18 protein-coding genes and 1 tRNA gene are annotated in these 25,872 nt (G+C 63.8%); 9 read left to right on the forward strand and 10 right to left on the reverse strand.

Annotated features, from left to right (window positions below):
- Positions 1-217: 217 nt before the first annotated feature.
- The 7 genes from ACTTAI_RS18775 to ACTTAI_RS18805 all read left to right on the forward strand — a co-directional run bounded on the left by ACTTAI_RS18775 (position 218) and on the right by ACTTAI_RS18805 (position 6,839).
- Positions 218-421: a hypothetical protein gene (locus ACTTAI_RS18775; protein ID WP_444452997.1), complete on the forward strand. Its 204-nt coding sequence runs from the start codon at positions 218-220 to the stop codon at positions 419-421.
- Positions 418-873 (forward strand): DUF2924 domain-containing protein, encoded by a 456-nt coding sequence (locus ACTTAI_RS18780; protein ID WP_444452998.1) that lies wholly within the window; start codon positions 418-420, stop codon positions 871-873. The genes ACTTAI_RS18775 and ACTTAI_RS18780 overlap by 4 nt, the downstream gene beginning before the upstream one ends.
- On the forward strand, positions 870-2,195 hold the full coding sequence (locus ACTTAI_RS18785) for a recombinase family protein (protein WP_444453000.1): 1,326 nt from the start codon (positions 870-872) through the stop codon (positions 2,193-2,195). Before ACTTAI_RS18780 ends, ACTTAI_RS18785 begins: the two co-directional genes overlap by 4 nt.
- Positions 2,192-2,590: a hypothetical protein gene (locus ACTTAI_RS18790; RefSeq protein ID WP_444453001.1), complete on the forward strand. Its 399-nt coding sequence runs from the start codon at positions 2,192-2,194 to the stop codon at positions 2,588-2,590. Before ACTTAI_RS18785 ends, ACTTAI_RS18790 begins: the two co-directional genes overlap by 4 nt.
- 426 nt (positions 2,591-3,016) lie before the next feature.
- On the forward strand, positions 3,017-4,255 hold the full coding sequence (locus tag ACTTAI_RS18795) for a DNA adenine methylase (protein WP_444453003.1): 1,239 nt from the start codon (positions 3,017-3,019) through the stop codon (positions 4,253-4,255).
- The gene (locus tag ACTTAI_RS18800) at positions 4,240-5,484 is read left to right on the forward strand and encodes a DNA adenine methylase (protein WP_444453005.1); all 1,245 of its coding nucleotides are present in this window, start codon (positions 4,240-4,242) and stop codon (positions 5,482-5,484) included. The genes ACTTAI_RS18795 and ACTTAI_RS18800 overlap by 16 nt, the downstream gene beginning before the upstream one ends.
- An 83-nt stretch (positions 5,485-5,567) precedes the next feature.
- Complete coding sequence (locus ACTTAI_RS18805) at positions 5,568-6,839, forward strand: DUF3883 domain-containing protein (RefSeq protein WP_444453007.1); 1,272 nt, start codon at positions 5,568-5,570, stop codon at positions 6,837-6,839.
- A 547-nt stretch (positions 6,840-7,386) separates the two neighbouring features.
- Here the strand turns inward: ACTTAI_RS18805 and ACTTAI_RS18810 are convergent.
- Positions 7,387-7,476 (reverse strand) — tRNA-Ser (locus tag ACTTAI_RS18810).
- Positions 7,477-7,880: 404 nt separating this feature from the next.
- On the opposite strand from ACTTAI_RS18810, the gene ACTTAI_RS18815 reads away from it, so the two are divergent.
- Entirely contained in the window at positions 7,881-14,726 is a 6,846-nt protein-coding gene (locus tag ACTTAI_RS18815; RefSeq protein ID WP_444453008.1) for a beta strand repeat-containing protein, read from the forward strand.
- 6 nt (positions 14,727-14,732) lie between these two features.
- Here ACTTAI_RS18815 and ACTTAI_RS18820 read toward each other — a convergent pair whose 3' ends face one another.
- From ACTTAI_RS18820 to ACTTAI_RS18850, 7 genes are read right to left on the reverse strand one after another with little or no spacing between them, the layout of a single operon-like run.
- A complete protein-coding gene (locus tag ACTTAI_RS18820; protein ID WP_444453009.1) occupies positions 14,733-15,470 on the reverse strand; it encodes a GNAT family N-acetyltransferase in 738 nt (245 codons plus the stop codon).
- The gene (gene menC / locus ACTTAI_RS18825) at positions 15,467-16,594 is read right to left on the reverse strand and encodes an o-succinylbenzoate synthase (protein ID WP_444453011.1); all 1,128 of its coding nucleotides are present in this window, start codon (positions 16,592-16,594) and stop codon (positions 15,467-15,469) included. Before menC ends, ACTTAI_RS18820 begins: the two co-directional genes overlap by 4 nt.
- Positions 16,591-17,370 carry an ABC transporter ATP-binding protein gene (locus ACTTAI_RS18830; protein ID WP_444453013.1) on the reverse strand — a complete coding sequence of 260 codons (780 nt, stop codon included), beginning with the start codon at positions 17,368-17,370 and terminating at the stop codon, positions 16,591-16,593. The genes menC and ACTTAI_RS18830 overlap by 4 nt, the downstream gene beginning before the upstream one ends.
- A gap of 3 nt (positions 17,371-17,373) precedes the next feature.
- Positions 17,374-18,072 (reverse strand): ABC transporter permease, encoded by a 699-nt coding sequence (locus ACTTAI_RS18835; protein ID WP_444453015.1) that lies wholly within the window; start codon positions 18,070-18,072, stop codon positions 17,374-17,376.
- A gap of 1 nt (position 18,073) precedes the next feature.
- Positions 18,074-18,784, reverse strand: a complete 711-nt coding sequence (locus ACTTAI_RS18840; RefSeq protein WP_444453017.1) for an ABC transporter permease — start codon at positions 18,782-18,784, stop codon at positions 18,074-18,076.
- A gap of 24 nt (positions 18,785-18,808) precedes the next feature.
- Positions 18,809-19,585, reverse strand: a complete 777-nt coding sequence (locus ACTTAI_RS18845; protein WP_444453019.1) for an ABC transporter substrate-binding protein — start codon at positions 19,583-19,585, stop codon at positions 18,809-18,811.
- Positions 19,586-19,607: 22 nt separating this feature from the next.
- A complete protein-coding gene (locus tag ACTTAI_RS18850; RefSeq protein WP_444453021.1) occupies positions 19,608-20,438 on the reverse strand; it encodes a MurR/RpiR family transcriptional regulator in 831 nt (276 codons plus the stop codon).
- Between the two features lie 436 nt (positions 20,439-20,874).
- On the opposite strand from ACTTAI_RS18850, the gene ACTTAI_RS18855 reads away from it, so the two are divergent.
- Positions 20,875-22,119, forward strand: coding sequence for a molybdopterin molybdotransferase MoeA (locus ACTTAI_RS18855; RefSeq protein ID WP_444453023.1), 1,245 nt, complete (start codon positions 20,875-20,877; stop codon positions 22,117-22,119).
- Between the two features lie 4 nt (positions 22,120-22,123).
- Here ACTTAI_RS18855 and ACTTAI_RS18860 read toward each other — a convergent pair whose 3' ends face one another.
- Both ACTTAI_RS18860 and ACTTAI_RS18865 read right to left on the reverse strand, forming a co-directional pair.
- Complete coding sequence (locus ACTTAI_RS18860) at positions 22,124-23,974, reverse strand: CHASE4 domain-containing protein (RefSeq protein ID WP_444453025.1); 1,851 nt, start codon at positions 23,972-23,974, stop codon at positions 22,124-22,126.
- 9 nt (positions 23,975-23,983) lie between these two features.
- Positions 23,984-25,822, reverse strand: coding sequence for a putative bifunctional diguanylate cyclase/phosphodiesterase (locus ACTTAI_RS18865; protein ID WP_444453027.1), 1,839 nt, complete (start codon positions 25,820-25,822; stop codon positions 23,984-23,986).
- Positions 25,823-25,872 lie beyond the last annotated feature (50 nt).

Genomic DNA, 25,872 nt, shown 5'->3' on the forward strand with positions numbered 1-25,872 from the left:
TCGCAAACCGGTTTGCGCCTCCACGACCCGCTTAACGCTGGCGGAAAATGCACGACCGATTCACCGGGCGAAGGTGAAGCACTGTTCCGATTATGTTCTACCCGGCCGATCAACCATGAGTCGAGTCCCGCCTTTCGCGTAGCAGTCACCTATCCCAGCGGGACGTTGTCCGGCTTACCTGAGTAGAGGCAGGGCAAGCCACCACGGACTTGCCCGCATGAAACGTCCCAACCCGCTCCGGCCTGAGCTGATGACCGTCACCGAACGCCGCGCCGAACTGTGCGGGCTGCTTGCCCTCGGGCTGGTGCGTTTGACGCAGCGCGCGCGGGGCGAACATTCTGACGAAACTGGAGAAATTCGCCTACACTATCCGGCCGACCGATGCCGTCATGCAACCCCGAACTCAACGGAGAAAGCATGACGACGCACGATCCCATCCCCGCGCGCCTGGCCGCGCTCAAGACCACAGCGACGCCTGACCTGAAAAAGCAGTGGCGCGAGTTGTTCGACAGCGAACCGCCACCGTTCAACCGCCGCCACCTCGAGTCCCGCCTGGCATACCGCATCCAGGAACTCGCCTATGGCGGGCTGAAGCCCGAAACGATACGGCGGCTGGAGCGGCTTGGCGTGGAACTGGACGGCGGCGACAGGAAGAAGCGTGGCATGCGCGCCGACCGTGACCGCCCGATCACCGGAACGCGCCTCCTGCGCGAATGGCAGGGTGTCGAGTTTGTCGTCACCGTCACAGCCGTCGGCTTCGAATGGCAGGGGCGGGCCTACAAGTCGTTGTCCGCCATCGCCCGCGCCATCACCGGCACGCGTTGGAACGGTTGGGTGTTCTTCGGGCTCAAGAACCATAGGGGGCGGACATGACGAAGCCGCCCGAAAAAACGAAGGTCGTCCGCAAGCTGCGGTGTGCCGTCTACACGCGGAAATCCTCCGAGGAAGGGCTGGAGCAGGAGTTCAACTCGCTCCACGCCCAGCGCGAGGCCTGCGAGGCGTACATCGCCAGCCAGCGGTCTGAGGGCTGGGTGCTGGTCCGCGATCAGTATGACGACGGCGGCATCTCGGGCGGCACGCTGGAACGCCCCGGTCTGAAGCGACTGACGGCCGACATCGAGGACGGGCTGGTCGATGTGGTGGTGGTCTACAAGATCGACCGCCTCAGCCGCTCGCTGGCGGATTTCGCCAAGCTGGTCGAGGTGTTCGACCGGAACGGCGTGACCTTCGTCTCGGTGACGCAGAGTTTCAATACTACCACCTCGATGGGGCGGCTGACGCTGAACATCCTGCTCTCCTTCGCCCAGTTCGAGCGGGAGGTGACCGCCGAGCGCATCCGCGACAAGGTCGCCGCCAGTCGGAAGAAGGGCATGTGGATGGGCGGGGTGCCGCCCTACGGCTACCGGGTGGAAAACCGCAAACTGGTGGTCGATGACGAAGCCGCCGAACACGTCCGCTGGATCTTCGCCCGCTTCCTCGAGATCGGGTCCTGCACGGAGTTGGCGCGGGAGGTTGGCACGCGCGGAATCCGGACGCCGCGCGGCAACCGGATCGACAAAAAGTACATCTACCGGATGCTGAACAACCGTGCCTACCTCGGCGAGGCGGTCCACAAGGGCGACAGCTACCCCGGCGAGCACGACGCGATCATCGACCATGACGCATGGGACCGTGTCCATGCGATCCTAACTGAAAGCCCCCGCAAGCGCGCCGCACGCACCCGTGCCGACACGCCCGCGCTGCTGAAAGGGTTGCTCTACGGCCCTGATGGCGCAGCCTTCTCGCCGACCCACACCCGCAAGGGCGGGCGGCTTTACCGCTATTATGTCAGCCAGACCGTGCTTAAGCATGGCGCTAGATCTTGCCCGGTCGGCCGCGTGCCCGCGGGCGAGATCGAGGCCGCCGTCATCGACCAGCTTCGCGCCGTGTTACGCCAGCCCGAGATCGTTGCGGGGACGTGGAAGACGGCGCGGGCGCAGGATTGCGAGATCACCGAGGCAGACGCCCGCGCGGCGCTGCAGCAGCTCCATCTGCTGTGGGATGAACTGTTCCCGGCCGAACAGGCGCGCATCGTGGCACTGCTAGTCGAGCGCGTGGATATTGGCACTGACGGGCTCAACCTCCGCCTGCGCGTCGAGGGCCTCGGCGGCCTGGCCCGCGAGATGCTGGCTGGTGGAAACGGAGAAGTTGGGTGACACGCGGTGCGCCAGTCCCCGACACCGTGACACTCCATGTCCCGTTCCGCATCGTGAAGCGGGGCGGACGGAAAGAGATGCAGTTGCCAGAAGGCGCGGCGCACTCGCCACGGACCGACAACACGCTGGTCAAGGCACTGGCTCGCGCGTTCCGCTGGAAACGGATGCTGGAGTCGGGAGAGTTCGCTACCATCGCCGAACTGGCCGAACGGGAGGGCATCGCGCCTTCCTACATGACTCGTGTCCTGCGCCTGACGTTGCTCGCGCCCGACATCGTCGAGGCCATTCTTGTCAGTCGGCAGCCGACCAAATTCCAACTGGACGACCTGCTCGTAGCGTTTCCGGGGGAGTGGGAAGAACAGCGCCGCATGCTTCGGGCTGTGCGCACGATTTGACCCTGCCTCAGGCAAACGCTTTCCTTCCGCACCGGTTTGGTGCAGTATGGTGCAAACGCGAGCAGGTGGAGTTGATTATGGGAGCCAAGGTCAGGTTTTCAGTAAGTTTGAGTGACGAGACAAATAGCGAACTGGAAGCCTTGGCGGCGGATCATAGGCCACCTCTATCTAAGTCATACTTGGTAGAGTACGCGGTTCTAAGACTCGTTTATGCGGTCAAATCAAAACAGTTGGCACTGCCGCTTCTATTGGAGGACGAAGACAGTGCCCACTGAGTTTAATTCTGAGTTACTAACTAATTACGAGAATTCGGTGAAACTCCAAGAATCGGAAGTAATCACTGCAGGCAGTGAGACGTGCGACGCGACAACTTTGGCACCGTCGGAGACATTATGCCTACCTTTGACAAAAGGAGCAGGCGCGAGCGTGTTCCGGCCGGTCCAATACCTCGGCAGCAAGCTTCGAGTGTTGGAAGCTATCACTTCTCTCGCCCGCGACGTCGTTCCGCAGGAGGGAGAAGCCGTCGACCTTTTTGCTGGATCCACCGTCGTCTCGCAGGCATTTGCAGCCTCTGGATTTCGCACCACTTCGGTCGACACTCAGGCCTACTCCCGGGTGTTCGCCCAAGCGCTGTTGGGCATCGACCGTGAAATCGCCGCTGAGGTCGATGCAGAGGCCCTTTTGCGCGATGCTGAGAACTCAATTCACCGCGACTACACATGGGCTGCCTTCGCGCAGGAGGAGCGAAATTCTCTCGAACAATCCGACGCGACAGCGCTGCGCGACCTTGAGGCCCGTCTACCCCTAGCGTGGCGGCATGGAAGAATAGAGGCCGACAGTGACGCGCCGCTGACTTCGTTCTATGCAGGAAGCTATTTTGGAGTGAGGCAGGCCCTACAACTAGATGCACTCGCGTCGGTCATCGCGTCTCCAACAACGGGTTTAACTCCGTGGCAGCGCGCGGCAGCGCAGACGGCGCTCATGCATGCTGCCTCCCGTATAGTTCATTCGGCAGGCAAGCACTTCGCGCAACCGCTCAAGAACAGAGCCGGCAACGCAGCGTTCCACGACCAACGACTTCTGTCAGATCGGGCGATCGACGTGTCGGCAGTATTCCGCGAGGCATGTGCCACGATAGCCAGCGTTGCACCAAAGAGCGACGCCGGGCATCACGCAGTTCAAGACACGGCTGAGCGATTTGTGGCCAGGGAGGGCGGAACCGCCAAACTCTTTTATCTTGATCCGCCATACACTGCACAGCAATATTCACGCTTCTATCACATACTGGAGACAATCGCGACCAACACCTTGCCGCGTCTTCCAGCTGGTTCGGCGCCGACGATGGGCCTGTATCCGGACAATCGCTACAAATCGGCGTTTTCCTCCCGCCGACACGCCCCTACGGCACTTGCACTAGTTTTAGGCCATCTAGCGTCGCTCAAGGCGACCGCAATTATTAGTTACTCTGCATCAGCACGCGGGTCCGATGGAAATGCCCGAATGATAAGTTTGGAGGAATTGATGGCGGTCTGCCGACAGGAGTTCGGCAGCCGTCGTGTCGAAATGATCGAATTCGCGCACCGCTACCGCCAGTTCAACAGCGGAGAGAACGCCAACAAAGGCCGCGATGATAAGGAGGTACTGGTTCTATGCAGGTCGGCCTGATCCAAAGGTATTTGGGCAATAAATCCTCGATTGCGCCCGACATTGTCGCGTTGGTTCGCTCACTCTCCGAGCCTGGAGACACGGTTGTTGACGCCTTCAGCGGCTCGCTGGCCGCAACCTTTGCGATGCGCCAAGCAGGACTCCGGGTCGTCCCGAACGACATCAATCACTTCTCTTGGCTGTTCGCGACTGCATTCCTGACTGGAAGCCAACCAATCGGCCCGAACGGAAGGTTGGGCAGCCCTGGCGAACGCCACCAGCAGTGGCGCGCACTAGCTGACGAACTCGTCGCACCAGTCGGCCATGGCGATGCGGCTTCCATCTTTCGGACTGACATATACGACCATTATTGCGAGGAAGGTGGAAAGAGCAGCTTCCTCAGTGCTCGTGGCCGATCAGGACGGCGTCGGTTTTTCAGTGCGGATAATGCGGCAACTATCGATCGCGCGCTCTCGCGGATACGCTTTTGGTGGCGCAACGGACGCATCGACCAGCGCACGCGGTGTATACTGTCCGCCATGCTGATCTCCGGTGTCGAACGCGTCAGCAACACGCAAGGCACTTACCACGACTTCCCACGAGAGTTTATCGATTCACGGGCGCTACGCCCGCTGAAGATTGAGGTGCCGCCCGACGAGATCTTTCTAGGACCGGAATCTCCGCTCATTGGGCGCGCTGAAGACAGTCTTGATTTTGTGAGGCGCGCGCCTGCGCACCGTGTGTTGTACCTTGACCCACCGTACAACTTCCGACAGTACACCTCGTACTACTTCATGCTCAATCTGCTGTCTAAGCACGCTGAGGTCGATGACCTCGACGAATTCTTTTCCGAACTGGAGTATGTTCGTGGTCAGAACATGGCCGATGATTTCAAGTCAACATTCTGTAGCAAAAAAGCATTTATGCCGTCTTTGCGTACAATCATCGAGCGCGCGGACACCGAACACGTGGTCATCAGTTATTTCGATGGTCGAAACCACTGGGGTTCGTTTAAATCAGAGCACGCCGAAAGTGATGGCAGAAAAGCGATCGAAGAGTTCTTGGCGTCAGATCTCTTCGAGGCTGGTAGCGCACGCTGCATCCCCGTCGACAGGCTCAATTACCAGAGCTACGGAGGCTTCAAAGCAAAAAAAGTTAGCGAGTATCTTTTCACCGCTCGGACGAGTAGCATCATCGCCAATGAACGGCGCGGTGAGGTGCTTGAGTGGACTGGGAAGGCATTGGGCTAGCAGACGAGATTACGGCTTGGCTAGATGAGACCGGGAGGAGGAAGGCGACGCGCGAAAGGCGGCTAGACCCGTTCGCAACCTCCATGCGCGACTTTGATGATGTAGCTGCCAACCTCGAAGGCGTGGAGAAGAAAGGCGCGATCGAGCATACCGATCCGACGCAGAGAGTCGCCGACCTTCGGTCGGCAGGCCTTATCGAGACCCCCGATGGTGCCCCTGTTCTGTCCAGCCTCGGAGCAGTTGTGCTGGATCGATGGCGGGTTGCCAGCGTCGCCAACCAGGACAAGCTAGACGAGACCGCACGCACCGTGATCGTCTACGGAACAGCAAGGGAAATGGGGGCCGAGCCCTATGTCACCTTTCTCGCTTACTGGGCAGAACTGCGCGCCGCCTTCGATCCCGCAGCGTTGATCAACGGCTGGGATAACCTATTCTCACTCAATTACCTCGACTTCCGCATTAATGGCTTCGCACCCGGTGATGCCTTCAGGGACGAAGGGATTAGAGCTGCGGACATCGTCTACGATCTTGATGCCTTCGCTGAAGAACAGGGTGCTTCCGAGCGTGTTCGCAAGGGCGCTAGGCAAGTCCGCAGCGGCATAGCGGGCAAGGTACCACGTGGGCGCGCCCGCGCGACATGCTGTCTGGCAATGGAGCTTCTGCTGCGACGTCCCGAAGAAAGGAACGCGCTCGTCGCGCGCTTCGGAGTGCCACGACGTCCTCACGACTGGAGTAAATTTAGCGCGGATCAGGCCGAGAATTTGCTCAAAATTGTAGCTGGTTTCGACGACTTTCCTGCCGTCACAGGAGCAGCTTCTGCCAAGCCTGACGAAGTCAGCAATGAACCGGGCGCTCAAGTGGAGAACTATGACTTCTCAACCGCGCTGCAGCCCGTGCCGAAGCGAGCCAAATCGAAGAGTGGCACGGGCAGCAGCGGCCCGAAAAAAGTAGACTACAATAGGAGGCAAGAGCGCAACAGCGAGGTTGGACAACTTGGCGAAGCTTTCGCGTTTGCCTACGAGAAGTGGCGGCTCGCAGAATTTCCGGAATTAGCAGCGAAGATCGTCCATGTCTCACTCGATGACGACACGCTCGGCTATGATATTATGTCATTCGAGACGGACGGGCGTGTCCGATATGTCGAAGTCAAAGCGACAGAAGGGCCGCTGGCGACGCGATTTTTCATCAGTGCAAACGAGATTGCTCGTGCCGAACAGCATACTGATCAATTTCTCATTCTGAGGGTCGGTAACGTCAGGAACAAGCCTGTCTGTTGCGAGATAAGGGATCTGAAAGCAGAGCTCGACTTAAAACCTACGGTGTTCGAATGCGCGTTTAAACCAATTAGCGAATGACCTTGCAATAGCGGCGACGAACTCACCAATCGGCGTTGAGCCGCGATCACCTATCCATCTGAAGCCAGGGTTGCTGGTCGAAAACTACACGGTTGGGCCTGCGGAGTGTTGTGATCTTAGCAGCGAGGCGTTGCGTGGAGATGACGCGGCCCACTTCTGAGAGTTGTGCGGCGCAGACTATCGGAGCCCGGTGCCGAGAGCCATGTTATGACATTGGACCTTGAAGCCATGGACGCAAACAGCGACAGCCCAAGACATGAGCGATCGCCGCGCCATCAACGCAGGTTCGATTTCGGTTCCATTTGACCGGACGCGACTCCTGTCGAAGTGCTCAGCGCGGGATGCCGAAAAACGTCATGATTTCAGTCGCCTGCAAGAAATTCACCAAATCGACGCAGTCATGAGGTCCGGAGAATATCGGCCCTAAGAGACCGCTTCCGAGCCACCTGTCAGCAGGGGCAGTGCTCAGCCCCACCCGCATAACCCTCGAAAACAACGAGAAAATCCGGCCGCAGCCGGATCGGGAGAACGCTTTCGCGAGGGCAAGTGGCGGAGCGGAAGGGATTCGAACCCTCGAGACGGTTTCCCGCCTGCACCCTTAGCAGGGGTGTGCCTTCGACCACTCGGCCACCGCTCCGTCGACCCGTATATGCGGCAAGTGCAGGTAGAACAAGAGCTTTTTCGGTGCGGCCGCTGGCCACAGGTAAGCCGCTGTTTTTGCTGATTTTCGCAGAACTTTTGCAGAACTGGCCGCGATTCGTGAGCTTTGGTGGCCCGCCCACACCCCAACACGAGGGGCGAAATCCTCCCCGAAATCAGAGCCCTCCCGCGCCTTCTGCGTTCCGGAACAGAGCGTCGCTCGGCCTTAAAAAAAGGCCCGCGATGCCTTGCCGCATCGTTTCAGCGGGAAAAACTCCCTCGTCTTCATGGAGTTAGGCATTCCTTTACACCCCTGAACGAAGATCGACGCACGGCGCTCCAGAATGGCGGTGCCAGATCATGACACGGGCCCGACCGGGCCCCTTCAGGGTGAGTGGCAGAATGTCCCTTCTCAGCACGATGACGACGGCCGAAATCGCGGCCCTCTCCACTTCGGCGATTGCCGATCTCACCACCGGAGACATCGTCGGCGTCAGCTCGGATCAGATGCAGGCCCTCAGCTCGGGTCAGATTCAAGCCTTCTCCTCGGAATTCGTGTCGGGCCTGTCACCGCTGCAGGTGCAGATGCTGACCACCGCCCAGATCGCCGCCTTCGCCTTCCAGCAGATTGCGGTCCTGCCTACGGTCGCCCTGCGCGGCTTCTCGACCGAGGCGATCGTCGCGCTGACCACGGAACAAGCCGCCGCTTTCACCTCGGAACAGGTCGGCGCCCTTTCGACGTTGCAGCTCAGCGCGTTCGAGACCGCCGATCTGGCCATGATCGGCCCCAAGGCCGTGGCGGGGCTGACATCGGCGCAGATCCGCGCGCTTGCCACGAGCCAGTTCGCCGCGCTGACCGTCGATCAGATCAACGCGCTGACGGCCGCTGCCGCCGCCGCGCTGAGCTCGACGCAACTTTCGTCCCTGGCGACTGCACAGATCGCCGCGCTGAGCGAATCGGCCATTGCGGCTCTTGGCACTTCGGCGCTTCGCGGTTTCGGGACCGAGGATGTCGTGGCGCTGACCGCGGACGAAGCCAGCGCTCTGACGGCAACCCAGCTTGCCTCTTTCAGCACCGACCAGCTTTCCGCCTTTGAAACCGCCGATTTCGCGCATCTGAACACCGCCGCTCTGGCCGGGCTCGGTTCCGCACAGATCCGCAGCCTGTCGACCGACAAGCTTGCGGCGCTGTCGACCGACCAGATGGCCGGGCTGTCGAGCAGCATGATCCAGTGGCTGACCACCGATCAGATCAGCGCCTTTTCCACCGCCCAGCTGCGCGCCCTGTCAAGCCGGGCGGCGGGCGCGCTGACCTCGGCACAGATCGACGCAATGTCCGCCGAACAGGTCGGCGCTTTTGCCGGAACGGCTTTTGCGGCCATCGGCACGGCGGCGCTGAAAGGCATGACGACCGAGGACATCGCCGCACTGAGCACGATCGAGATGGCCGCACTGACCAGCACGCAGGCGGCTGCGCTTTCGACCACGCAATTTGCAGCGCTCAGCACGACGCAGATCGCGGCGCTGACCGAGTCCGCGGCGGAATCGCTGAGTTCGGCACAGATCGACGTTCTGACAACGGCGCAGGTCGCGGCGCTTGGCAGCGATGCCTTTGCCGCGCTTGGCACCTGGGCCTTGTCGGGGCTTGCGACCGAAGACATTGTCGCGCTGACCACCTCGCAAGTGGCTGCGATGACCGCGGAACAGGTCGCGGCGTTGTCAACCGAACAGATCGCGGCGATGGAAACCGCGGATCTTGCCCATCTGTCCGGCGAAGCGGCGGCGGGGCTCGACGCCACGAAGATTGCAGCCCTCGACACGGCGCAGGTGGCCGTTCTGGGCACCGCAATCATGGCCGGGCTGACAAGCGCGGCGATCGGCGGGTTCGGCACCTCGCAATTCGCGGCACTGACCACCAGCCAGCTCGCGGCGATCACCAGCGGGGCGGCAGCAGGACTTGGATCGGCACAGATCGCGGCGCTGGAGACGAACCAGATCATCGCGCTCAACACCGCCGCGATGGCGGGGATGTCGACCGCGGGGCTGCGCGGATTTGCGGTCGAGGATATCGAAGCGCTGACGACAGCGCAGGCGACAGCGCTGAAATCGGCGCAGATCGCATCGCTGACGACCACGCAGATCGCAGCTTTCGAGACGGAAGATATTGCGAAACTCAGCTCTTCGGCCCTTGCGGGGCTGACTTCGGCCCAGGCACGCGCACTGACGACCGCGCAGATCGCGGCGCTTGGTACCGGCCAGATCGCCGGGCTGGGCAGCGCGGCACTGTCCGGGCTGAGCACGACCCAGATCACCAAGCTGACGACCGCGCAAATCGGTGCCCTGTCGAGCACCGCCATGGCCGGGATGACCTCGGCGCAGGCTGCCGTGCTGAGCACGGCGCAGATCGCAGCGCTGGCCTCGACCACGCTGGCCGCGCTGAGCACCGGCGCCATCCGGGGGCTCACCACCGCGGATATCGTCGCCCTCACGACCGCCCAGGCCTCTCGGCTCGGGTCGGTGCAGATCGGGGCGCTGACCAGCACGCAGCTGGCCGCTTTCGAAACCGCCGATCTGGCTCAGATCAGCTCTGCCAGCCTTGCCGGGCTTGGATCTGCCGCCATCGCGGGATTGTCCACTTCCCAGATCGCCGCCCTGTCAACCCGGCAGGTCGCGAGCCTGACAAGCACGGCGATGCCGGGCCTGACCACGACACAGATTGCCAGCTTCTCGGTCCCACAGATCCGCGCACTGTCAAGCAGTGCGGCGCGCGGGCTGACCTCGACCCAGGTGGCCGCGCTGAGCACGACGCAGATCTCGGCGATGAACACCGCCTTTCTCAATGCCCTGAGTTCGAGTGCGATCAAGGGGTTGGGCACCGATGACATCGCCGCGCTGAACACGGTGCAGGCAACGGCTCTGGGGTCGGAGCAGCTGGCCGCCTTGTCGAGCACGCAGGTCGCCGCGCTGGAGACCCGCGACCTGATCCGGTTCAGTGCCGATGCGCTGACGGGCTTTGGATCGACACAGGTCAAAGGGCTTTCGACACGTCATATTGCGGCGCTGCTGTCCGATCAGATCGCGGCGCTGACCTCAGGCGCGGTGGCCTCCTTTGCCACGGCACAGCTTGCCAGCCTGAGCACCGATCAGATCGCGGCCCTGACCAGCGCGGCGGTGGGCGGTCTTGGCTCGCTACAGATCGCCGCCTTTGGCACCACGCAGATTGCCGCCCTGTCGACAGCAAGCTTCGCCGCGCTGAGCACGGTCGCACTGAAGGGCCTGGCCACCGACGACATCGTGGCACTGACCGGCGATCAGGTGGCGGCGATGACCTCGAAACAGCTGGCGGCACTGAGCACGACACAACTGCAGGCGATCGAAGTCGACGATCTGACCCGGCTTTCGACAGAGGCGCTGGCCGGGCTCGGCTCGGCGCAGCTGCGCAGCCTGAGCGGCGCGCAGATCGGCGTGCTGGGCACAGACCTCATCGCCAGCCTCTCGAGCACCGCCATTGCCGGTCTGAGCACCAGCCAGATCGCCGGGCTGACGACCGAACAGATCTCTGCCGTCTCGGGCGCGGCCGCGCTGGCGTTGCGCTCCGGGCAGATCGCAGCGCTCAGCACCGCACAGATCGCCGCTTTCAACACCGAGGCGCTGGCCGCGCTGGGAACGGCGGCGCTGAAGGGGCTTGGTACGGCGGCCATCGCGGCGCTGACCGGCGTTCAGGCCGGCGCGCTGACACTTGCCCAGCTGGCCGCCCTCAGTTCAACGCAAATCGCCGCGCTGGAGACCGACGACCTCGCGCAACTGTCCACCACGGCCATTCCGGGTCTCGGTTCGAACCAGGTCAAGGGTTTGAGTCTGAGCCAGATTGCGGCCCTCGGAACAGAACAGGTCGCCAACCTGAGCGCCACCGCCATCGGTGCGCTGAGCACGACACAATTCGCGGGCTTCAGCGCCGATCAACTGGGGGCCCTGTCCTCGGTCAGCGGGGCGGGCATCGATTCTACCCAGATCAACGCGCTTTCGACCGCGCAGATCGCGGCGCTCTCGACTGCGGCCATCTCTGCCCTGACCACGACAGCTCTCGCCGGATTCGGAACGGCGGATATTGTCGCGCTGACCCTCGATGAGGCGGCAGCGCTGGCCTCGCGGCACATCAGGGCCCTGACGACCCAACAGATCGCCGCCTTCGCCACCGAGGATCTGGCACAGGTGTCAAGCTCGGCCATTCGCGGCCTGACCTCGGCGCAGTCGAAAGTGCTGTCCACCGCACAGCTTGCCTGTCTATCGAACGAGCAGATTGCCGCGCTGGCCAGTGTCGCGCTTGCGGGCCTCAGCACCACGCAATTCGCCAGCCTGTCCGACGATCAGCTGGGTGCGCTTTCGTCCTCGGCGGCCCCCGGGGTGACCTCGGCGCAGATCGCGGCCCTCTCCACCGGTCAGATTGCGGCGCTCTCGACCGCGGCGCTGAGCCGTCTGGGCACTGCCGCACTCGCCGGGCTCTCGACCGCCGATGTCGTCGCGTTGAGCGGCGATGCCGTGGCCGCACTCACCGCCTCGCAGATCGCGGCGTTGAGCAATGCGCAGATCGGCGCGATCGAAACCGCCGATCTTGGCCAGCTCTCCGCCACGGCGATGACCGGTCTGGGCTCGCGTCAGATCGGCGGACTAAGCACCACCCAGATCGTCGCCCTGACTCAGGATCAGGTGGCACGGCTGAGCACGGCAGCCATCCTTGGGCTGAGCACCGCACAGCTGGCGGCGCTGTCGATCGAGCAGATCGGCGCCCTCTCGGCCGCGGCGGCGCGCACGCTAAGCTCGACGCAACTCTCGGCATTCACCACGGATCAGGTCGCGGCGCTCGGCTCGGTGGCCGTAGCCGCGCTCGCGACTGCAGCGCTGGCCGGACTTGGCACGGCCGACATTGCCGCGCTGAACGACAGTGCGGTGGCGGCGCTGACCTCGACCCAGATGGCAGCTCTCAGCTCGACCCAGATCGGGGCCCTTGAAATCGAAGATTTCGGCCGGATTTCAAGCACGGCGGTGGCCGGGATCGGGTCGGCCCAGATGCCGGGGCTGAGCACGGCGCAGATCGTGGCTCTGGGCGCCTCCCGGTTCGAACGGCTTTCGACAGCGGCGGTTGCCGCGCTGTCGACACTGCAGATTTCGGCGCTGACGACGGATCAGGTGCAACTTCTGTCCGGCGCGGCGGCGAAAGGGCTTGGCTCGACGCAGATCGCGGCAATGACAACGGAACAGATCGCGGCGCTGAGCAGCTCGGCGATTGCCGCATTGACCACTGCAGCGTTGCAGGGTCTTGCAACGGACGATATCGCAAGCCTGACAACGACACAGGTCGGGCGGCTCAGCTCGACACAGATCGCAGCCCTCTCGACGACCCAGATTGCGGCCTTCGAGGAGGAGGATGTGACGCAGATCGCCTCTGCGGCGCTGCAAGCGCTGAGCTCGACGCAAGTGGCTGCGCTCTCGACAACGCAGGTGGCGGCGATCTCGACCGCGGCGATCGGCGCCCTGTCCACCGCCGCCCTGCGCGGCCTTGCCACCGAGGATATCGCCGCCTTGACCACGGCGCAGGCGGCACGGTTGAGCTCGCTGCAGCTGGCAGCCCTCGGCACGGCACAACTTGCAGCCCTTGAAACCGCTGATATCGCGAAGCTTTCGCTCTCGGCGATCGGCGGGATCACATCGACGCAGATGGCCAGCCTTGCCACGACGCAACTGCGTGCGCTGACCACGGCGCAGATCGCACGCCTGACCACAGCGGCGATCCGCGGATTGACGACGCAGCAGATCCTGTCGCTGACGACGGGTCAGGTGGCGGCGCTTTCAAGCGTGGCGGTTTCCGCAATCGGATCGGCGCAGCTGGCCGCCTTCCGCAGCAACCAGATCGCCGCGCTGAGCACGACCGCCATTCCGGGCCTGAACACCGCGGCCATGGCCGGGCTCGACACCTCGGACATGGTCGCCCTCACCGGCACGCAGATCGGGCGGCTGAGTTCATCGCAGATTGCCGCGCTGACCAGTGCCCAGATCGCCGCGATCGAAAGCGCGGACATGGCCGAGATTGCGCTCACCGCCTTGGCCGGGATCGGTTCGGCCCAGATGGCAAGTCTTTCGACCGCCCAGATCGCCGCCTTCTCCGAAACCCAGATCGCACGGCTGTCGCTGACCGCCATCTCCGGCCTCAGCACAACACAGATCGCCGCCCTGACGACCGGGCAAATCCGCGCCATTGCGGTTTCGGCCGCGCAGTCCTTCACCTCGACGCAACTGGCCGCCTTTACCACGGCACAGATCGCCGCGCTCGCCACCAATGCGATTCCGGCCCTCTCGACGCTTGCCCTGCAGGGCCTGTCGACAGAACAGATCGCGGCGCTGACCCCATCGCAGGCCGCAGTTCTGACCTCGAAACAGCTTGCATCCCTCAGCACCACGCAGATCGCCGCGATCGAAACCGAAGATCTGGCGCAGCTCTCGGCAACAGCCTTTGGGGGGCTTGGCTCGGCGCAGATCGGCTGTCTCGACACGGCGCAGATCGCGGCAATCACCGCGACGCAAATGGGTCGGCTCGGTGTCGCTGCAATCACCGGCTTGAAGACGCAGCAGGCTGCGACACTGAGCACAGATCAGGTGCGGGCGATTGCCGCCACGACAATCCGGGCGCTCAGCTCGACACAGCTTGCGGCCTTCTCGACCGCTCAGATCGCCGCGATCAGCACCGGCGCCATCGCATCGTTGTCCACTCAGGCGCTGACGGCCCTCTCGACGGCCGATGTACGGGCGCTGACCACGGCGCAGGTCGGTTGCCTGACGGCGAGCCAGCTCGCCGCCTTTTCAACGCAGCAGGTGCGGGCGATCGAAACCGAAGACATCCCGCGGATCACCGCCTCGGCCATCGTCGGGATCGGAACGGCGCAGATCGGATCTTTGGCCAGCGCGCAGGCGGCCGCCCTGCTGACATCGCAGGTCGCCAGCCTGACGACCGCGCAGATCCACGCCTTGAGCACCGCCTCGGTCGCAGCGCTCAGCACGCAAGCCATCTGGGCGCTGCGGACCAATCAAATGGCCGGTTTCACAACATCGCAGATCGCCGCCCTGACCATCGATCAGGTGACCGCACTGGAAACCGCCGACATCAAGGCCCTGACCGGAACGCAGGTGACCGCCTTCACCGACAGCCAACGCGGGGTGATGACGACGGCGCAGATCGCGGCCCTGTCTATGTAACGTGGCTCAGCCCCCAGTAGAGACGAGATTCGCAATCCGTCCAAGCAGATAGCGATGCCGTTTGCGATCGAAACCGAGGACGCTCAGCCCGGCCGCGAAAGCCGTCTGAAGGCTCTCGCGCAGCCGCAGCCTCTCGGCCAAGGCTTGTTCGGGATCGGCAAGCAGCAACGCGTCGATATCGGCGGGGATCTCTGCCTCAAGACTGGCGAAGGGCGTCGGCAACGATTGCCCGGCGGCCCGGGCGACAACGCGGGGCGCGTCGAGTTGCCAGACCGCCATCACCCGATCAGACGGCAGGCCCGCGTTGATCCCCGGCATCGGGCCGTAATAATCAGGCAGATATTCGCGCGCCGTGGCCCCCAGAACCGCGATGTTCAGCCCGGCATTGATCGCGCGCAACGGATCATAGGTCCAGCGCACCCGCGTGATGCCGCGCGCCAGACACCAGTCGCGCTGAAACCATTTCAGCCGCGCGCCCAGCCCCAGCCCGCGCGCCTGTTCCGACACCGCCAGCCGGTGCGAATGCTGCACCCCGGGCGTCGCACTCGGAAAACCGAACAGAAACCCGAGCATCCGGTCGCCCGCAAACGCCCCCGCCACCAGCGCGCCTTCGTGTTGCAGCGCCAGCATGATGTCGCTGTTGTCGGGCCGCTCGCCCTCGCCCCAGACTTCGACCTGAAACCGTTCAGCCTGCTGCAATTCGGCGACGCCGTTCAGTTCGCGCAGGATCACCCCGGAGGTCATGGGCGGAACTCCTCGGTCGAACGGGTGACGGTGTTCAGGAACGGCCGGTCGAGTGTGACCCCGATTCCCGCCCCGTTGCCCGGCACCGGCATCAGACCCTCCGTCGCTTCCAGCGGTTCGGCGATGATATCGCGATGGAAATAGCGGCTGGCCGAGGAGGTATCGCCCGGTTTGGTGAAATTCGGCAGCGTCGCCAGATGGATGTTATGCGCCCGCCCGATCCCGCTTTCGAGCATCCCGCCGCACCAGACCGGAGCGCCGAACGCCTCGGACACGTCATGAATCGCCTTGGCCGCCGTATACCCACCGACCCGACCAACCTTGATGTTGATCACCCGCGCCGCCCCGGCCGCCAGCGCCTTGCGGCAATCGGCAGGCGTGCGGATCGATTCATCCAGACAGATCGCGGTCGCAATCTCGCGCTGCACCAAAGCATGATCGTGGATGTCATCGACCGCCAAGGGCTGCTCGATGTAGTCGAGATCGAAGCGATCCATCGCCCGCAGCGTCGCCAGATCGGCCAGACCGTAGGCCGTGTTCGCATCGACCGTCAGCTTGACGGTCGGAAAATCGCGCCGGACCGCTTCGAGCAGCTTCAGGTCATGCCCCTGCGCCACCTTCAACTTGATGCGCTTGTAGCCCGCCGCCTCGGCCTCGGCGATGCGCTCAAGCGTGCGGTCGATCGGCGTGATGCCCAGCGACACCCCCACCGGCACGGCGTCGCGCACCCCGCCCAGGGCCGCACAAAGCGGCAGGTTCAAGGCCTTCGTCCACAGATCCCAGAACGCCAGCTCGACCAGCGCCTTGCTCATCTTGTGACCGCGCCAGGGGGCCAGCAGCGCCGTCAACTCGGCCGGGTTGCCGATCCGCTTGCCGACGATCTGCGGCAGGATCAGATCACGCAGGAAGGCGAGCGCCCCGGGCAGGGTTTCTTCCAGATAGTCGGGATAGGGGTCCATCACCCCCTCGCCATAGCCCTCGATGCCATCGGCGCGCAGCGTCAGCAGCGGAAAGGTCTTGTCGGTCAGGGTCTGGTTCGAGACGGTGAAAGGGGTGATCAGCGGCAGGTGCACGACGCGCAGCTCCGCGCTGTCGATCGTCACCCCGGCAAAGGCTTGGGTCATGCGAAGTCTCGGCGGGTTTTGGAGATGAAACGGGCGAACACCTCGGTTTCGGGGTGGTCGAACAGCTTGTCGGGCGGGCCCTGTTCGGCGATTCGGCCCTCGTTCAGGAAGACAACCTCGGTCGAGACGTCGCGGGCGAAGGCCATTTCATGGGTGACGACGATCATCGTGCGCCCTTCGGCGGCCAGATCCTGCATCACCTTCAGCACCTCACCCACCAGTTCCGGATCAAGTGCCGAGGTCGGCTCGTCAAACAGGATCACGTCGGGCTCCATCGCCAGCGCGCGCGCAATCGCCACGCGCTGCTGCTGCCCACCCGACAGCATCGCCGGATAATGGCCCATCCGGTCGGCAAGGCCCACGCGGGCCAGAAGCGCCTCGGCCAGATCGCGAGCCTCGGCTTTCGGCATCCGCTTGACCTGCACCGGGCCTTCCATGACGTTTTCCAGCACGGTGCGATGGGTCCAGAGGTTGAACTGCTGGAACACCATGCCAAGATGGCGGCGCAACCGTTCGATCTGGCGCTGATCGCCGATGCGGCCATTGCGAAAGACGATTTCCTCGCCATGCACGGCGATAGAACCGGAATTCGGAATTTCCAGACAATTCAGGCAGCGCAGAAATGTCGATTTTCCCGAGCCCGACGTGCCCAGGATCGAAATCACATCATGATTGCGCGCGCCAAGGGTGATGCCTTTCAGCACCTCCTGCGGGCCGAAGCTCTTGTGAATATCCTGCGCGCTCAGCACCAGATCGGTTGCGATTTTCGGGGGCATGGCTCAGCTTCCTTGCGTACGGCGCATGTGGCGGGTCAGGCGGCGTTCGGTCTGCCGCCACAGAAAGACGAAGATGACCGTGATCATCAGATAAAGCGCCGCGGCTTCGAAATAGACCGAGAATTCGAAACTGCGCGAAAAGATCTGCCGCGTGCGCCCCATCAGATCGAAAACGGTGACGATCGACGCCAGCGCCGAGGCCTTCATCAGCAAGATCACTTCGTTGCCGAGTGCGGGCCAGGCGATGCGATAGGCATGCGGGAAGATCACCCGGGCCAGCACGCGCGCACGGGTCATGCCGATGGCGCGGGCGGCCTCGATCTCGCCGGGGGGGACGGCCTCGATCCCGCCGCGCAGGATTTCGGTCTGATAGGCGCAGGAGTTGATCACGAAGACCAGCACCGCGCAGTTGAACGGATCGCGGAAAAAGGACCAAAGGCCAAGCCCGGTCAGCTCGGCGCGGAACTGCCCCGAACCGTAGAAGACGAGGAAGAGTTGCGCCAAGAGCGGCGTGCCGCGCACGAAGGAGATATAGGCGCGCAACAGCATCCTGGCCGCGGTTGGCCCGAACAGGCGGATCAGCGCCAGACCGGGCGAGAAGACGGCGGCCAGCGTCGCGCCAAGGCCGGTCAAGACCAAGGTCGTTTCCGCCCCGTCGAGCAGCTTCGGCAGATTGGCTGAGAGGCTTTCGATCAGGCTCATCTCAGGCTCTCCGCACGCCACGGTTCGCCCGCGCCTCGAGCCGGGTCAGCACCAGTTCCGAGCCAAGACAGAGCAACCAATAGATCAGGCAGGCGGCCAGATAGAAGGTGAAAGGCTGCTTCGTCACGCCGACAGCAACCTTGGTCGCCCGCATCAGATCATCAAGCGCAATGACGGAAACCAGCGCCGTATCCTTGAGCAGATTGAGCCAGAGATTCCCCATGCCCGGCAGTGCAAAACGCCACAGTTGCGGCAGCTTGATGCGCCAGAACACCTGGGCGGAGGTCATGCCGATGGCCAGCCCGGCAAGCACCTGCCCCTCGGGCACGGCCTGAAAGGCGCCGCGCAGAACCTCGGCCGCGAAGGCGGCAAAGACAAGCGCCAGCGCGATCACCCCGGCGGCAAAGGGCGGAAAATCGACCGCGCCGATCTGCGGCGCGAAATGGTCGAGGAGGCGGTTCAGCCCCAGCCCGAGCCCGTTGTAGACGATGAAGAGCGTCAGGATTTCGGGCATCCCGCGCATCACCGTCGTGTAACCCCAGCCCATCGCCCGCAGCACGGGGCGGCGCGACAGCGAAGCCGCCGCCACCAAGAAGCCCAGCAATAGCCCCACGGGAAGGGTGGCCGCCGCAAGCCGCAGCGTCACCCCCAACCCCGCAAGGAGTTCGTCGCCCCAGCCTTGGGGGCCATATGAGAACAGCGTTTCCATCATCTGCCGCCTCGGCCGGGGCCGCGATCACTTCATCGAATAGATGTCGATCGAGAAGTATTTGTCGTTGATCTTCTTGTAGGTGCCATCGGCGCGGATCTCGGCCAGCGCCTTGTTCAGCCGCTCGCGCAGATCATTGTCTTCCTGCCGCACGGCGATGCCCACACCTTCGCCGACAAAGGCCGGATCGGTGATCGGCTCACCGGCGAGCTTGCAGCATTTGCCGTCTTCGGTCTTTTGCACGAAATCAAGAAGCGGCAGCATGTCGCCCACCATCACGTCAAGCCGCCCGGACGCCATGTCGAGGCTCGCCTCATCCTGCGTCGGATAAAGCCGCACGTCGGCATCGGGATACATCTTCACCGCATAATCGGCCTGCGTCGTGCCCGATTGCGCGCCGACGACCTTGCCCTTCAGGCTCTCATTTGTGAATTCGGTAATTTCCGAATCTTTCGGAACAACATGCGTCATCGCCGCCTTGTAGTAGGGATCGGTGAAGGACACCTGCTTCTTGCGTTCCTCGGTGATGAACATCGAGGCGATGATGAAGTCGTATTTGTTCGCGATCAGCCCGGGGATGATGCCATCCCAATCCTGCGCGACGACCTCGCATTCGGCGCCGATGCGTTTGCACAGCTCCAGACCAATATCGAGATCGAAGCCCGCGATCGTGCCGTCAGGCTGCACGAAGTTGAAGGGCGGATAGGCGCCCTCGGTCCCAAGCCGCAGTTTCTCGGCCTGCGCGGTGCCTGCCATCGCCAGAAAGGCGATCGCACAGGCCAGAAGTTTCGAACGAAGTGTCATGTCTTTCCCCTGTTGATGGTGATTATTGCGCGACCGGTGTCAGCGGATTGCCGACATGGCCACTGAACGCGCCGTAAAGCCGCGCGATTTCGTTCAGACGGGTCTCGGCCCCCTCGCCGAGCGTCAGGAAGATGTCGTTGATCATCAGATTACCGAGCAGCGCCAGATGCGCGGTCGAGTCCCAGAACTGGTTCACCTCGGTCGCCACCATGAAGACCTCGGTCGCGTGATCGGCGCCCCAGCTGCAATAACGGTCGGTGAAAAGCGTCACCGCAATGCCGCGCGCCTGCGCCTCGCGGGCCAGAACCAAGGCCTGACGCGCATAGCGGCGTGCCTCGAAAATCGCGAGACAGGTCTGCGCGGGCGCGGTCAGATCGGTCAGCACATCGGCGAAATTGCCCGCCGAGAGATCGACAACCTGCACGCCCGGGCGGACATATTGCATCTGCGCCGCGAAATATTGCGCAAGGCCACGCTCGGTCTGAAACCCCGCCACCAGCACGCGCCGCGCCCGGGCAAACCGTGCCGCCACCCGCCCCCATTCCTCGGTCCGGGCCAGCTCGTAAACGCCCACCAGCGCCGCGATCTCGGCCTTCAGCCCCTGCGACAGCCGTTCGTCGCGCTGATCCGAGGCGCGGCGTAGCGCGTCGAGCCGATCCTTGATCAGCCACGGCTGATCGCCAATGTCATCCTTCAGATGCTCTTTCAGATCCTTGAAATTCGCATAGCCGATGGCCCGGCAGAACCGCCCGATGCTGACCTCGCTGACCTGCACCTTGGCCGCCAGTGTCGCCGCGGTCTCGAAGGGCAGGTCCTGAAACTGCGCCAGCATGAAATGGGCAATCGCCCGCATCGACGGCGAGCCGGTCTCGGCGGCCGTCGCAAGCCGCGCGCGCAGAGGCTGTTGGTCGGTGTCGCTCAGGATCGGCTCCGCGAATCAATGTCAGCTTTCTGTCACTGAGAAACCGATTGCATTTATCTTGCAAGCGTCAAGCCGGAACCGGGTGAAAAAACCGGGATCACCGGGAGCCAGTGCCGCGATTGCAGGCAGCCACACAACATCTCGCGCAACTGCCGAAGCCGGTTTTCCCGCACAGGGCGAGGAGAAAATATCGCAAGCGGCGGAGGTTGACCTTCCGACGCATGGCTCCGATGCTCTCGACCGGGCCGCGGCGCGGAGCCCCTCGCTTCCGATCCAGACCGCAGGACCCGACCGGGATGGTTTCCACCCCGCTTTTCCCGGCCTGCCGCGCCGCAGCGACGGCCGGTCCGACACGAAAGGAAGGCAGATGCCCGCACTCGATCACCCGGCATCCGCGATGCTCGACCTTGATTCCGCCCGCCGACTGGCCTGCGGACTGGTCGCGCCGCTCAGCGGCATCGAAATGCTCGATCTGACGCATGTGGCGGGGCGGACCTCGGCCACCAGCCTGCGCGCCGAGATTGCCCTGCCCCGCGCCGCGCGCTCGGCGATGGATGGCTTTGCCCTGCGCACCGCCGATCTGGCCAAGGGTCTGACCTTGCCCATTGCCGGCACGGTTGCCGCCGGAATGCAGGCGCCCGCGCTGCCCGAAGGCGCCGCGCTGCGCATCTTTACCGGCGCGCAGATCCCCGAGGGCGCCGATGCCGTCGTGCCGGTCGAAGAGGTGACCGAGACCGGGACCGAGGTGCAGCTGACAACCCCCCCCGCGCCGGGAACGCATATCCGCGCCGTGGGGTCGGAACAGCCCGAGGGCGGGCTGCTGTTGCGCCGCGGCACGCGAATCCGGGCGCATCACATTGGCCTGCTCGCCTCGAACGGCGTGACTGCCGTCGAGGTCGTGCGCCGCCCGCGTCTGGCGATCCTCTCGACCGGCGACGAGTTGCATCGCCCGGGCGCCGAGGGCGGCTCCGGGGATACGATGCCCGATGTGAACCGGCCGATGCTGATCGCGCTGGCCCGCGGCGCCGGGGCCGAGGTCGATGATCACGGCATCCTGCCCGACGATGCCGAAGCGACGCTGGCGAAATTCCTCAGCCTGCAGGGGCAATATGATCTGATCGTCACCTCGGGGGCGGTGTCGATGGGCGGGCGGGATCATCTGCGCCCGGCGCTGATCGCCGCCGGAGGCCAGATCGACGGCTGGAAAGTGGCGCTCAAACCCGGCAAGCCGGTGATGTTCGGCCGTCTGGGCAACGCCGCGGTGACCGGGCTTCCGGGCAATCCCTTCTCGGCGCTCGTCGGCTTCACCCTGTTCGTCTCGGCGCAGATCGCCCGGCTGAAAGGCGCGGTTCCGGCGCCGCTTTTCCATTGCGCCGGGCGGGCCGGGTTCGACTGGACCCGCAAGCCGGGCCGGGCAGAGATCTTCCCGATCCGGCTTGGCAACCGCGAGATCGACGGCCTGCCGGTGGTGCATCGCTTGGGCGAAGGCGCCTCGGCGACGCTGTTCCCGCTGGCCGAAGCCGATGGCCTGGGCTTCGTCTCGGCCGAGACAACACGGGTCGGGGTCGGCTCGCCGATCTGCTGGCAGACCTTCGAGGCGGGCGCGCGCTGAGACCTCACCCCGCCCGGCGCAACGGGCGGGCGGCGGCGATGAGCGGCAGATCAAGACGTGCCACCGCGCCCCGCCCGGGTCCGGGGCTTGTCAGCGTCACGCTACCGCCCAGCGCGGCCAGCGTATTGGCGCACCAATGCAGCCCCAGCCCGCCGCGTTTGTTGGTGCGCGTGGAAAAACCGCGCTCGAACAGCCGCGCGCCGGTCGGCTCATCGAAACCATCGCCGTCATCGCGCAGCAAGACGAGACAACGCCCGGTCTTCTCGTCCGGGCTGACGGTGATATCGATCCGGCCCGTCGCGCGTCCGGTGGCGCGGATCGCCTCGGTCGCATTGACGACAAGATTTTCCAGCACCTGCGCCAACAACACCCGGTTGCCGCGCACCTGCAGACCCGGCGGACATTCGAGGATCAAATCAAGCTTCGGCCCGTCGATGAACCGGGCCGCCGTCGCCGCATGGGCCAGCAGACGCGCCAGATCGCAGGCCTCGTCACGGTTCATCTTTTCAGGGTCGCGCGGCGCCCGCATCGCCTCAAGCGCCTCGGAAAGACACCGCCCCGCCTCTTGCACCAAGCCCCGTGCCTGTGCGGACCGGTCCTTGCGATCCGCCTCAAGCGCATCGAGATAAGCGACCAGACGCAACCGACGCTCGGCCGCCGTCTGCGGATCCGCCAATTCGGCACGGGCCCGATCAGATTCGGGCGGGGGCGAGGCCCCGAGGTGGCGCTCGAGATCGGAGAGGATCACCCGGACGGGGCTGAGACTGTTGCGCAGATTATGCAAAAGCCCGCTCGCATTCTGTTCCCGTCCGAGCGCGAAGGACTGTGCCGCATGGCTGAGCCTCAAAGCCTCGAGCTCGTTCGCCATCGCATTGAATTCCCATTGCAAGGCGCCGATTTCATCGGCCCGGGATGGCCCCGCAAGCGGCACCAGCTCTCCTTCGTTCCGGATCTGGCCGACATGATCGCGAAAGGCCCGGATTGGCGCCAGAACATGCGTGGAAAGCCGCCGCCCAAGCAGCCCAATCAAAGCCACAAGCAAGCCGAGCATCGCCACGATCGTCAGATCCCGCAACCGCTCGCCCGCAGCCAGCATCTGTCGGGGCAGGTCGAACTGCAGCATTGCAACAGGCGCACCGGAAGCCATCGTCACCGGAACCGCAATGTTCAGAACCTTGTCTGCCTCAGTGATCTGCACGGTTTCGCTCAATGCGATGAAGCTCAACCTGACCGGAACCTGCAGCGCCTCTGCCAGAGTCCGTGCGTCGATCCGATGCAGGAAGACCAGCTTGCCTTCGGCGGTGCCGGACCCATCGCTGCGCAGCACCGGCGTGCTGGCAACGGCAAAAAGTTCCCCGTTCTGCGACCAATAGCCCACCTGCGCCTCTTCGCGGTCGGGCAGGGGCTGCAATGGTATCGTGCGGAAGTCTCTCTCGAAAATCTGGGCAAGACCGGGGTCGACCGCACCGCTTTCGGTATTGAAGCAGAAGCTGCGTTGCCCCTTACCATCATCGCGCAGATAGGCGGCACAGCTGATTTCTGCGTTGGCGAAGGAGACAAGATTGATGTTCCGCCCCTCGTAGCGCGTGTCGAAAGCCTGCAGATAGGCGTAGGTTTCGTCCCAGATCCCCCAGTCGAGGACATGCGCCTCGGTCGCGCCAAGATCGGCGATCAAGGCGGCACGTGCCCGATCGATGTTACGCGCCACATCCGCGGCTTCAAGATCACCGAAACTGCGCTGGATCATCAGGCTGAGCACTGCAATGATCAACGCCGCAGCGCTGACCCCGATCACCGCCAAATCGAAAACCAGCGCGGCGCGAAGGCTTGTGGGGCGGAGCCGGGGCAGGCGCATCCCGCCGCCTCAGCCCGCCACGCTGCGGACTGGCTCCACCTCGGCCGCACCGCTCGAAAGCACACGCTCAAGCGTCTGACCGCGTCCGAACAGGAAGCCCTGCAGGTGCGAACACCCGAGTTGGCGCAGCACATCGCGCTGAGAGATGCGCTCCACCCCCTCGGCAACGACTTCGAGGCCGAGTCCGGAGGCCAGATGCGACAACGCCGTTACGATTGCCGCCGAGGGCCGATCGCTGTCCATGCCGTCGATGAAACTGCGGTCAATCTTGATCGCGTCGACGGACAGATCCTTCAGATTTGCGATGCTGGAGGCGCCCGTGCCAAAATCATCGATCGCGACCCGGAAGCCCTGTGCCCGCAGTTCATCGACGATCTTGCGGCTTTGTCGGGCATGCGAGCGCAGCGTGCTTTCAGTCACTTCGATCTGGATCTGCGCGGGCACGATGCCGTTTTGCCGGGCTTCGGCCGCAAGGCGGGCAACGAAATCCTGACGCTGGAATTGCCGGGGCGAAAAGTTGATCGCGGTGAACTTGCCCGGCCAGCCGCGGGCATCGCGCAGCACTTGTTCGACAACCCAATCGCCCAGCAGCAGCGTCACCGGGCTTTCCTCGGCGATCGGCATGAAGACGCCCGGGGGAACGGTGCCGTAATCGCGGCTGTTCCACCGCAAAAGCGCCTCGTAACCCGCGACTTCGAGCGTGTCCGAGGCGACGATGGGCTGGTAGTGGATCGAAAGCTCTTCGCTTGCCAACGCGTAGAACAGGCCCGCCTCGATCCGCTGTCGAAACTGCTGGCTGGCGTCGAGTTGCTTGTCGAAGACCCGCACGGTCTGCCCGCCATCCTGCTTGGCGGCAAACAGCGCCAGATCGGCGAAACGCATCAGATCGGCGGCATCGCAATTGGGATGGCAGGAGCAATCGACCAACCCACAGGACGCGCCGACAAAGACCGAATTGCCAAAGACAGAGAAATCGCCCGAACAGGTTTCGAGCAGGCCGTGACAGGTGGCCAATGCGGAATCCCGGTCCATTCCCGTCAGCAGCACGCCGAATTCATCCCCGCCAAGCCGGGCCACCATCGTGCCTTCGGGCGCGCGGGCGACAAAGGCGGCGCAAGCCATCCTGATCACCTCGTCTCCGGCATCATGTCCGAAAGTGTCATTCACATGCTTGAAGTGGTCGAGATCGAGAAAAGCCACGAAAAGATCGCTGGTTCCGGCGTCAAGCCGCTCGATCAGCGCATTCTGAAAGGCCATCCGGTTCGCCGCTCCGGTCAGGAAATCATGATTGGCGATGTGCTGGGCACGGGCCTCGCTGGCGGCAAGTTCGGCGATCTTCGCGCGCAGGAACGTCAGTTGCCGGGTATCATTGTCCCATCTTTCGCTGAGCGCCCGGGCCATCTGGCGCACTTCGTCGGGTTCGAAGGGCTTACAGATATAAAAGATCTTGTCGGCCTGCCCGGCAACGGCGGCGATGTCGGTGACCGAATGATCCGACCAGGCAGAGACGATGACGATATTCAGATCAGGGTCGATCGCGCGCAGACGGCGGGCGGTTTCCTTGCCGTCGATCCCGGGCGGCATGCGCACATCGACAAAGGCGACCTTGAAGGGGTTTCCTTCCTGCAGGGCCCGGGCCGCAAGCTCGACCCCTTCCAGCCCTTGCGCGGCAAAACTGACCTCGCCCCCCGTTGGCGCCGCGGTCCGGGGATACGCGGGGGTTGCCCCGAACAACTCTTCCGCCAAGGCATCAGCCTGAGACACCGGGCGGGCGGCCTCGGGACCGGAGAAGAGCAGGCGATAGGCATCGCGAACGCTGGATTCGTCATCGATGACGAGAATGGTCATGCGGCCCTCCCGAAGGGTTTGGGCCGAAACTAGCCGCAAGTCGTTAAGGA

This window comes from Rhodobacter capsulatus (genome assembly GCF_052363175.1).
Taxonomy (GTDB): Bacteria; Pseudomonadota; Alphaproteobacteria; order Rhodobacterales; family Rhodobacteraceae; genus Rhodobacter; species Rhodobacter capsulatus_D.

Coding starts and splice junctions, on each gene's coding strand:
- ACTTAI_RS18780 (WP_444452998.1), top strand. CDS start 418: ATGACGACGCACGATCCCATCCCCGCGCGCCTGGCCGCGCTCAAGACC.
- ACTTAI_RS18865 (WP_444453027.1), bottom strand. CDS start 25,822: ATGACCATTCTCGTCATCGATGACGAATCCAGCGTTCGCGATGCCTAT.
- ACTTAI_RS18820 (WP_444453009.1), bottom strand. CDS start 15,470: ATGACCTCCGGGGTGATCCTGCGCGAACTGAACGGCGTCGCCGAATTG.
- ACTTAI_RS18840 (WP_444453017.1), bottom strand. CDS start 18,784: ATGATGGAAACGCTGTTCTCATATGGCCCCCAAGGCTGGGGCGACGAA.
- menC (WP_444453011.1), bottom strand. CDS start 16,594: ATGACCCAAGCCTTTGCCGGGGTGACGATCGACAGCGCGGAGCTGCGC.
- ACTTAI_RS18835 (WP_444453015.1), bottom strand. CDS start 18,072: ATGAGCCTGATCGAAAGCCTCTCAGCCAATCTGCCGAAGCTGCTCGAC.
- ACTTAI_RS18860 (WP_444453025.1), bottom strand. CDS start 23,974: ATGCGCCTGCCCCGGCTCCGCCCCACAAGCCTTCGCGCCGCGCTGGTT.
- ACTTAI_RS18855 (WP_444453023.1), top strand. CDS start 20,875: ATGCCCGCACTCGATCACCCGGCATCCGCGATGCTCGACCTTGATTCC.
- ACTTAI_RS18775 (WP_444452997.1), top strand. CDS start 218: ATGAAACGTCCCAACCCGCTCCGGCCTGAGCTGATGACCGTCACCGAA.
- ACTTAI_RS18845 (WP_444453019.1), bottom strand. CDS start 19,585: ATGACACTTCGTTCGAAACTTCTGGCCTGTGCGATCGCCTTTCTGGCG.
- ACTTAI_RS18785 (WP_444453000.1), top strand. CDS start 870: ATGACGAAGCCGCCCGAAAAAACGAAGGTCGTCCGCAAGCTGCGGTGT.
- ACTTAI_RS18830 (WP_444453013.1), bottom strand. CDS start 17,370: ATGCCCCCGAAAATCGCAACCGATCTGGTGCTGAGCGCGCAGGATATT.
- ACTTAI_RS18850 (WP_444453021.1), bottom strand. CDS start 20,438: ATGCGGGCGATTGCCCATTTCATGCTGGCGCAGTTTCAGGACCTGCCC.
- ACTTAI_RS18815 (WP_444453008.1), top strand. CDS start 7,881: ATGTCCCTTCTCAGCACGATGACGACGGCCGAAATCGCGGCCCTCTCC.
- ACTTAI_RS18800 (WP_444453005.1), top strand. CDS start 4,240: ATGCAGGTCGGCCTGATCCAAAGGTATTTGGGCAATAAATCCTCGATT.
- ACTTAI_RS18805 (WP_444453007.1), top strand. CDS start 5,568: ATGCGCGACTTTGATGATGTAGCTGCCAACCTCGAAGGCGTGGAGAAG.